The 8417-nt window shown below is 73.5% G+C and carries 5 protein-coding genes; 4 read left to right on the top strand and 1 reads right to left on the bottom strand.

What is annotated here, in order from left to right:
* Positions 1 to 98: 98 nt before the first annotated feature.
* Both GA0070213_RS26960 and GA0070213_RS26965 read left to right on the top strand, forming a co-directional pair.
* A complete protein-coding gene (locus GA0070213_RS26960) occupies positions 99 to 803 on the top strand; it encodes an ACT domain-containing protein (protein ID WP_091070704.1) in 705 nt (234 codons plus the stop codon).
* Between the two features lie 81 nt (positions 804 to 884).
* Positions 885 to 2030, top strand: coding sequence for a GNAT family N-acetyltransferase (locus GA0070213_RS26965; protein ID WP_245716564.1), 1146 nt, complete (start codon positions 885 to 887; stop codon positions 2028 to 2030).
* Positions 2031 to 2617: 587 nt separating this feature from the next.
* Here the strand turns inward: GA0070213_RS26965 and GA0070213_RS26970 are convergent.
* Complete coding sequence (locus GA0070213_RS26970; protein ID WP_091070706.1) at positions 2618 to 4183, bottom strand: aldehyde dehydrogenase family protein; 1566 nt, start codon at positions 4181 to 4183, stop codon at positions 2618 to 2620.
* Positions 4184 to 4496: 313 nt separating this feature from the next.
* On the opposite strand from GA0070213_RS26970, the gene GA0070213_RS26975 reads away from it, so the two are divergent.
* Positions 4497 to 7379, top strand: coding sequence for a glycoside hydrolase family 9 protein (locus tag GA0070213_RS26975; RefSeq protein WP_091070709.1), 2883 nt, complete (start codon positions 4497 to 4499; stop codon positions 7377 to 7379).
* 206 nt (positions 7380 to 7585) lie between these two features.
* On the top strand, positions 7586 to 8417 hold an 832-nt coding region (locus GA0070213_RS26980; protein WP_139128730.1), incomplete at its 3' end, for an endo-1,4-beta-xylanase.

The following is an 8417-nucleotide window of genomic DNA, read 5'->3' on the forward strand; positions in this document are numbered from 1 at the left end:
GGCGGGACATGCCGCGGCAACGGGGACGAAATGGTCAGCCGGCAGGCTGGGCCCAGCCTGCCGGCCGTCGCCGGCCCGCCGAGCGGAGGGGATCAGACATGCTGCTGAGAGTTCGGGTGACCCTGCCGGACCGACCGGGCACGCTCGGCCAGGTGGCCCGGACACTCGGCGTCTCCGGCGCCGACATCGTCCAGGTGGTGGTGCTGGAACGGCTCGGCGGGCGGGCGGTCGACGACTTCACCGTGGTCTGGCCGGGCGCGGCGCGGGTGGAGCGGCTGCTGGCCGGGCTGGCCGCGATCCCCGGCGTCAAGGTGGACGGGGTGTGGCGGGCGATCGGCGCGCCGACCACCACCGGGCAGGACGCGGAGCTGCTCGCCCAGGTGGCGGCGAACCCGACCGACGGGGTGGCCACGCTCGTCGACGCGGTCCCGGGGCTGCTCGCCGCCGACTGGGCGGTGGCCGCGGTGGTGCCGCTCGACTGGGCCTCGCGCAGCGGCGAGGGCGCCTCGGCCACCGTGGGGCACGCGAGCTGGCGCGCGCCGGCGCCGCCCCGGTTGCCCGAGGTGACGCCGCTGCGGGCCCGCGCGATGACCAGCCCGGACGGCCACCACTACGCGGTCGCGCCGTTCGGCCGGGCCGGCCTGGTGCTGGTGGTCTCCCGCGACCACAGCGAGCCGCTCTCGGCCGCCGCGTTCCACTCCACCGAGGTGGACCGGCTCGCCCAGCTCGTCCGCGCCAGCGCGGTGATCCTCGGCGACCGGCTCGACCTGGTGGGCGCGCCGCCGGTGACCACGATCACCTGAGGCGGGGGCGGCCCGTCACCGGGGGGCAACGGGCCCGCAACAGCCGACCGGCATGGTCGGTGGTGAGGAAGGGAGACAACCATGGCGCTGTGGCGGATCCGAGCCACCGTGGACGACCGGCCGGGTTACCTGTCGGTGCTCACGGCGAGCCTCGCGTTGCGCGGGGTCAACATCCTCACCGTGCAGGTGCACACCACCGAGGCCGGTGCGGTCGACGACTTCCTGGTCGACGCGCCGGAGCAGGTCACCGAGGCCGAGCTGCGGGCGGCGGTGGAGCGGGGCCGGGGCCGGGACTGCTGGGTCGCGCGCAGCGAGGCGCGTGGGCTGGCCGACGAGCCGACCCGGGTGCTCGGGCTGGCCGCCCGCCTGGTCCGGGACCCGGAGGCGGCCGGCGCGACGCTGCGGACGCTGCTCGGCGCCGACGCGGTGACCTGGCGTCCCGCGTCCGCCGCCGCGCCGGGCGGCGTGGGCGGCACCACCATGCTGCTCGCCGATCCGGCGGGTGGCGGCTACGAGCTGCGCCGCCGGGAGCCGAGCTTCACCCCGGCCGAGTACGCCCGGGCGCAGGCCCTGGTCGAGCTGGCGGCGACGCTGGGCCGCCGGGACGCCGACCGGGTCACGCTGGTGCTGCCGGACGGCGCCGAGGTGTCGGTGCGGCCCGCCACCGCCGACGACGTGCCGGCCGTACGCGAGCTGCACGTCGGCTGTTCGGCGCGGAGCCGGCAGCGGCGTTACCTGAGCGGGGCGGCGGACCCGTCGCCGGCCCGCCTGCGTCGGCTGCTGGAGCCGGCCCGGGGGCTGACCCTGCTCGTCACGGCGGGCTCCGGCGGGGCGGCGGAGCCGGTCGTGGCGATGGCCAACCTGCTCGGCGAGGGGGACGAGGCCGAGGCGGCGCTGCTGGTCCGCGACGACTGGCAGCGCCGGGGCCTGGGCTCGGCGCTGTTGCGCCGGCTGCTCGGTCACGCCGATCGGGCCGGTTACGCCGCGCTGCTGCTGCACGTGCAGGCCGAGAACACGCCGATGCTGCGGACGCTGCGCCGGCTGGACCGGCCGGTGGCGCTGGAGCGCGACGGCGGCGTGCTGACCGCGACGGTACCGCTGACCCCCGTCGACGCCACCCCGGCCGGCCGCGTCGCCGGGCCGGCGCCGGCCGGTTGTGGCCCGGGGACGGCCCTGCCGGCGCAGGCCGGCCACGGCCTGCCGAGCCAGCGGTCGGGACCGATCTGATCTCACGGCCGTCCGGCCGGGCCTTCGGGCGAGCCGCAACGGCGCGGCGCGTCGCGGGACCGGGCGGAGGGCCGCAACCGGCGCCTCCCGGCGCCACCCTGACCGACCTCCGATGCGGGGGACGGTGACACGGCGGGGCCCCCGGTGCGGGGGCCCCGTTCGTGTCCCGGGCGGCAGGTGGATGACCGTTCGTCCGCCGCTACCCGCCCCCCGACAAGACGCCGCCAGCCCCGGCGGATGCCGACTCCGGCCGAGTTGAGGGTTTCGTCGATCATGGACTTGCGGTGCCAGGAGATGTTTCGATTCGGCGTGAAATCGGAGGTGCCACAAGTCCAAGATCGACAGAGGTTTGCCGGTGAGTGTCCCGGGGGGCGACGTTCGGGGGCGGAGGTTCGGGGCTGACGACTGGGTCTGGCTGAGTGGCGATCTGCGCTGCCTACTGGTGTCGACGTAGCCGGCCCGTGGTTCGTCGGCCAGGTCAGCCAGGATGGGCGCTCCCCGGCGGGCCTCGACGACCGCTTCACCGCCTGGGCCGAGCCGCGCGGCTGACCCGCTCAGGACGCCCCTCGGCCGCGGTCTCGGCGGGATCAGGTGGCCGGGTAGCTGCTGTGGTCGGGGAAGTTGCCGTGGAGCCGCCCGTCGCCGCCGACGGTGACGGCCTGCACCAGCAGGTCCCCGCCGACGAAGGCGCCCTTCCAGGAGGCGCCCCGGCCGCCGAACGGCTCGTCCCGGTCGCCCCGGGAGCGGGGCTTGTTGATGCCCACCTTGAACGCCTGGAGGTCCACCGCCAGCTTGCCGGCCAGCTCCTCGTCGTCGCAGGCCAGCGACGCGACGAGCGCGCCGTTGGAGGCGTTCATCGCGGCCAGCAGCTCGTCGGTGGTGTCCACCACGACGATGGTGTCCACCGGGCCGAACGGTTCGGCGTGCATCAGGCGGGACCGGCCGGGCGGGGCGAGCAGCACGGCCGGCGCCACGTACGCGGAGGTGTCCTGCCCGTCCAGGAACGGTGCCCCGTCGAGCTTGCCCCGGTGCAGCGGCACGGCGCCGCCGCGGACCGCCTCGTCGACCTTGCGCCGCAGCTCGTCGGCCTTTGCGGCGCTGATCAGCGGGCCGAAGTCCAGCTCGGGTAGCGGGTCGCCGGCGGCCCAGTCGTCACCGACCGCGAGCGGGTGGCCGAACCGGATCGAGCGGACGACCGGCAGGTACATGTCGAGGAACTCGTCGACCAGGTCGCGCTGGACCACGAACCGGGGGTACGCGGTGCAGCGCTGCTTGCCGTACTCGAAGCCCTTGCGCAGGTGCGCGGCGAGCGTGTCCCACCGGGAGAAGTCCCAGACGCCCCAGGCGTTGAGCCCCTCCTGCTCGATGAAGTGCCGCTTGTCGGAGTCGAGCAGCGCGGCGGCGACCTTGCCGCCGTTGGAGCGCCCGCCGACGAACGCCACCGCGCCGATCTCCGGCGCGCGGACCAGCACCTCGGACAGCTCCTCGCCGCTGCCGGAGAGCAGCGTGGCGGGCAGCCCGGCGCGGCGCATCAGCGCGTGTGCGACGGTGAGGCAGACCGCGCCGCCCTGCGACGGGGTCTTGGCGAGCACCGCGTTGCCGGCCAGCAGCTGCACCAGCTCGGCGTGCACCAGCACGCTCATCGGGTAGTTCCAGGAGGCGATGTTGCTGACCGGGCCGGGCAGTGGCTCCCGGCCGCCGGCGAGCATCCGCTCGATCTCCCCGACGTACCAGCGCACGCCGTCGAGCGCCCGGTCCACGTCGGCGCAGGCGAGCCGCCACGGCTTGCCGATCTCCCAGACCAGCAGCATCGCGAGCAGGTCGCGGTGGGCGGTGAGGGCGTCCAGCGCGTCGACGACCCGGGCGGTCCGGTCGGCGAGCGGGGTGCGGGCCCACTCGCGGTGCGCGGCGGCGGCGTGGGCGACCGCGGCACGTGCCGCGTCGGCGTCGAGCCGGGCCAGGTTCACCAGGACCGTGTTGTCGACCGGGGTGCGGACCGCGGTGGGGGTGCCGATCGCCCGCCACCGCCCCTCGACGAGGTTGTGCAGCGTGGCGGTGCCGTCGTCGGTGGTGGTGAAGGCCTCCGGGGCGGCGGCCACCGCCCGGGTCAGGGTGTCGGAGCAGGAGGTGCCGTCGGCGAGTCTGAGAGCCATCGCGATCTCCTCAGGGTTGTCCGGGGAGCGGCGGCGTCGATGACGCCGCTGGTGCGGCGACTGTCCCGTGCCCGTCGCGCGGCGGGCAACAGCGCATCGATGTGATTTAAGTTACCGGTGAGTATGGAGCCGGGTGGGGCGGCGGTCGTCTTCCCAACGAGCGGGCGCGAGATTACATTGTCGATTATCCATGGGAGCGCTCCCGCGCCCCCGCGGTCCACCCCACCACCACCGCCGCACGGCGGCCCGACCGGCATCGTCCGTCGCCGGATCGCGCCGCCGTGCGGCAGCCCATCCTCCACAGGAGCTCGCCATGCCCCGACCGACCCCGCCGCCGCGCGGTCGCCCGTCCCGCCGGCTGCTCGCCGCCGGCGCCGCGCTGGTGGCCGCGCTGGCCACCGCCGTGCCGCTCCCGGCCGCCGCCGCGCCGGCCGCCGCCCCGGCCGGGGCGCAGGCCGCGCCCGCGTTCAACTACGCCGAGGCGTTGCAGAAGTCGCTGTTCTTCTACGAGGCGCAGCAGTCCGGGCGCAAGCCCGCCTGGAACCGGGTCTCCTGGCGCGGCGACTCCGCGCTGACCGACGGCGCCGACGTCGGCGTGGACCTCACCGGCGGCTGGTACGACGCCGGCGACCACGTGAAGTTCGGCTTCCCGATGGCGTTCAGCACCACCATGCTCGCCTGGGGCGCGGTCGAGTACCGGGACGGCTACGTCGCCTCCGGCCAGCTCAGCTACCTGCTCAACAACCTGCGCTTCGTCAACGACTACTTCGTCAAGGCGCACCCCGCGCCGAACGTCCTCTACGGGCAGGTCGGCAAGGGCGACGACGACCACAAGTGGTGGGGGCCGGCCGAGGTGCTGCCGATGGCGCGGCCCGCGTACAAGATCGATGCGAGCTGTGGCGGCGCGGACCTGGCCGGCGAGACGGCGGCCGCGATGGCCGCGTCGTCGATGGTGTTCCGGCCCACCGACGCCGCCTACGCGGACAAGCTGCTCGGCCACGCCAAGCAGCTCTACACGTTCGCCGACACGGTGCGGAAGGCCTACAGCGAGTGCATCACCGACGCGGCCTCGTTCTACAAGTCGTGGAGCGGCTACCAGGACGAGCTGGTCTGGGGCGCGATCTGGCTCTACCGGGCCACCGGTGACGCGACCTACCTGGCCAAGGCGGAGAACGAGTACGACAAGCTCGGCACCGAGCCGCAGTCCACCACCCGCTCCTACAAGTGGACCCTCGCCTGGGACAACAAGCAGTTCGGCGCGTACGTGCTGCTGGCCAACCTGACCGGCAAGCAGAAGTACGTCGACGACGCCAACCGGTGGCTGGACTACTGGACCGTCGGCGTCAACGGGCAGAAGGTGCCGTACTCGCCCGGCGGGATGGCGGTGCTCGACTCCTGGGGCGCGCTGCGCTACGCCGCGAACACCTCGTTCGCCGCGCTGGTCTACAGCGACAAGACCACCGACGCGACCCGTAAGGCCCGCTACCACGACTTCGCGGTCCGGCAGGTCAACTACGCGCTCGGCGACAACCCGCGCAACTCCAGCTACATGATCGGGTTCGGGACCAACCCGCCGAAGAACCCGCACCACCGCACCGCGCACGGGTCCTGGTGGGACAGCCAGACCGTGCCCGTCGAGACCCGGCACGTGCTCTACGGCGCGTTGGTCGGCGGCCCGTCGTCGGCCAACGACGCCTACAGCGACAGCCGCTCCGACTACGTGATGAACGAGGTGGCCACCGACTACAACGCCGGCTTCACCTCCGCGCTGGCCCGGCTGACCAACGAGTACGGCGGCAGCCCGCGCGCCGGCTTCCCGACCGCCGAGACGCCGGACATGGACGAGCTGACCGTGGAGACCACGGTGATGCAGGCCGAGCCGCGGGCCACCGGGCTCAAGGCGATCATCTACAACAAGTCGGCGTTCCCGGCCCGGGCGCTGACCACCGGTAAGTTCCGGTACTACTTCCGGCCGGACGGCACCGGCCCGGTGACCGTCACGCCCGGCTACACCCAGGGCTGCCCGTCACCGTCGAGCGCCAAGCAGTACAGCGGCGACATCTGGTACGTCGAGGTCGACTGCACCGGCTACACCATCGCGCCGGCCGGGCAGTCGCAGCACCGGATGGAGGTGCAGTTCAAGATCGGCGTACCGGAGGGTGGCACCTGGGACCCGACGAACGACCCCTCCTACCAGGCGACCGCCGGGCCGAACCGGAAGGTGCCGCTCTATTCCGGCGGGGTGCGGGTCTGGGGCGACGAGCCCGGTCCGGCCACTCCGGACACCACCGCGCCGAGCACCCCCGGCACCCCGGTCGCCTCCGCGGTCACGTCGAGCGGTCTCACGCTGACCTGGCCCGCCTCCACCGACACCGGGGGCAGCGGCCTGGCCGGCTACGACATCGTCCAGACGCAGCCCGGCGGCGACGTCCTGGTGCTGCTGAAGTCCACCACGAACACCCTCGCCGTCACCGGGCTGGCACCCCAGCAGGCGTACCAGTTCACGGTGGTCGCCCGCGACGGCGCCGGCAACCGGTCGACCGCCTCGCCGGCGCTCACGGTCACCACGGCGGCCGCCTCGACCCCGGACACCACCGCGCCGACCGCGCCCGGCACGCCCACCGCCTCCGCGGTCGGCGCCACCGGCCTGACCCTGACCTGGGGTCCGGCCACCGACGCGGTCGGGGTCACCGGCTACCGCGTCTACCGGGGCGGGACCGTCCTGGTCGGCTCCACCACCGGGACCACGCTCGCGGTGACCGGGCTGACCGCCGCCACCACGTACACGTTCACCGTGGTCGCGGTGGACGCGGCCGGTAACGTGTCGCCGGCCTCGCCCGGCGTCACGGTGACCACCACGGCCCCGCCGGCCGGCGGCGGCTGCGCGGTGACCTGGACGGCGAACAGTTGGGACACCGGGTTCACCGCGAACGTCACCGTCACCAACACCGGGACGACGGCGATCAACGGCTGGACGCTGGCGTTCACCTTCGGCAACGCCGGGCAGAAGGTCGGACAGGCCTGGTCGGCGAACGTCACCCAGACCGGCACGGCGGTGACCGCCACGAACCTGGCCTACAACGGGACCCTCGCCGCGGGAGCGTCGACCAGCTTCGGCTTCAACGGCACCCACACCGGCGCCAACCCGAGGCCGACGGGCTTCACCCTCAACGGGTCCGCCTGCACCGTCTCCTGACCGCCGACACGTCGAGGCGTGGTCGGTCGCCGTAACCGGGGACCGACCACGCCACGCCTCGGAAAACCACCGAAACTTTTCCGAAACATATTGTTCGGACGCCCGGCTGATGCAAGCATCGGAGAACGTAAATATTTCGACACAGGCGTCCAGTCGTCCTCGCCCAGACGGCTCGGGTGTTGGCCAATAGGGAGGCCAAGGTGGCAATGAACCCATCCGTTCCTCGCGGCGGGACGCGGCGGCGGCGATCGCCCGCCGTCCGAGCGCTGCTCGCCGGCGCGGTCAGCGCCGTGACGGTGGCCGCGGTCGCGGTGATGATGCCGTCGGCGAACGCCGCGGCGAGCACGCTGGGCGCGGCGGCCGCGCAGTCCGGCCGCTACTTCGGCACCGCGATCGCGGCGGGCCGGCTCGGCGACTCGACCTACAGCACGATCGCGGCGCGTGAGTTCAACATGATCACGGCCGAGAACGAGATGAAGCCGGACGCCACGGAGCCCCAGCGGGGGCAGTTCAACTTCAACTCCGGCGACCAGATCTACAACTGGGCCACCCAGCGCGGCCTGAAGGTCCGGGGGCACACCCTGGCCTGGCACGCCCAGCAGCCCGGCTGGATGCAGAGCCTGAGCGGCAGCAACCTGCGCCAGGCGATGATCGACCACATCAACGGGGTGATGGCCCACTACAAGGGCAAGCTCGCCGCGTGGGACGTGGTCAACGAGGCGTTCAACGAGGACGGCAGCCGCCGTAACTCGAACCTGCAGGGCACCGGCAACGACTGGATCGAGGTGGCGTTCCGCACCGCGCGGGCCGCCGACCCGTCGACCAAGCTCTGCTACAACGACTACAACATCGAGAACTGGTCGTACGGCAAGACGCAGGGCGTCTACCGGATGATCCAGGACTTCAAGTCCCGGGGCGTGCCGATCGACTGCGTCGGCCTGCAGACCCACTTCACCGGCGGCAGCTCGCTGCCGAGCAACTTCCAGACCACGCTGTCCAGCTTCGCCGCCCTCGGCGTCGACGTGGCGCTCACCGAGG

The sequence above is a fragment of the Micromonospora humi genome, assembly GCF_900090105.1.
Lineage (GTDB): Bacteria > Actinomycetota > Actinomycetes > Mycobacteriales > Micromonosporaceae > Micromonospora > Micromonospora humi.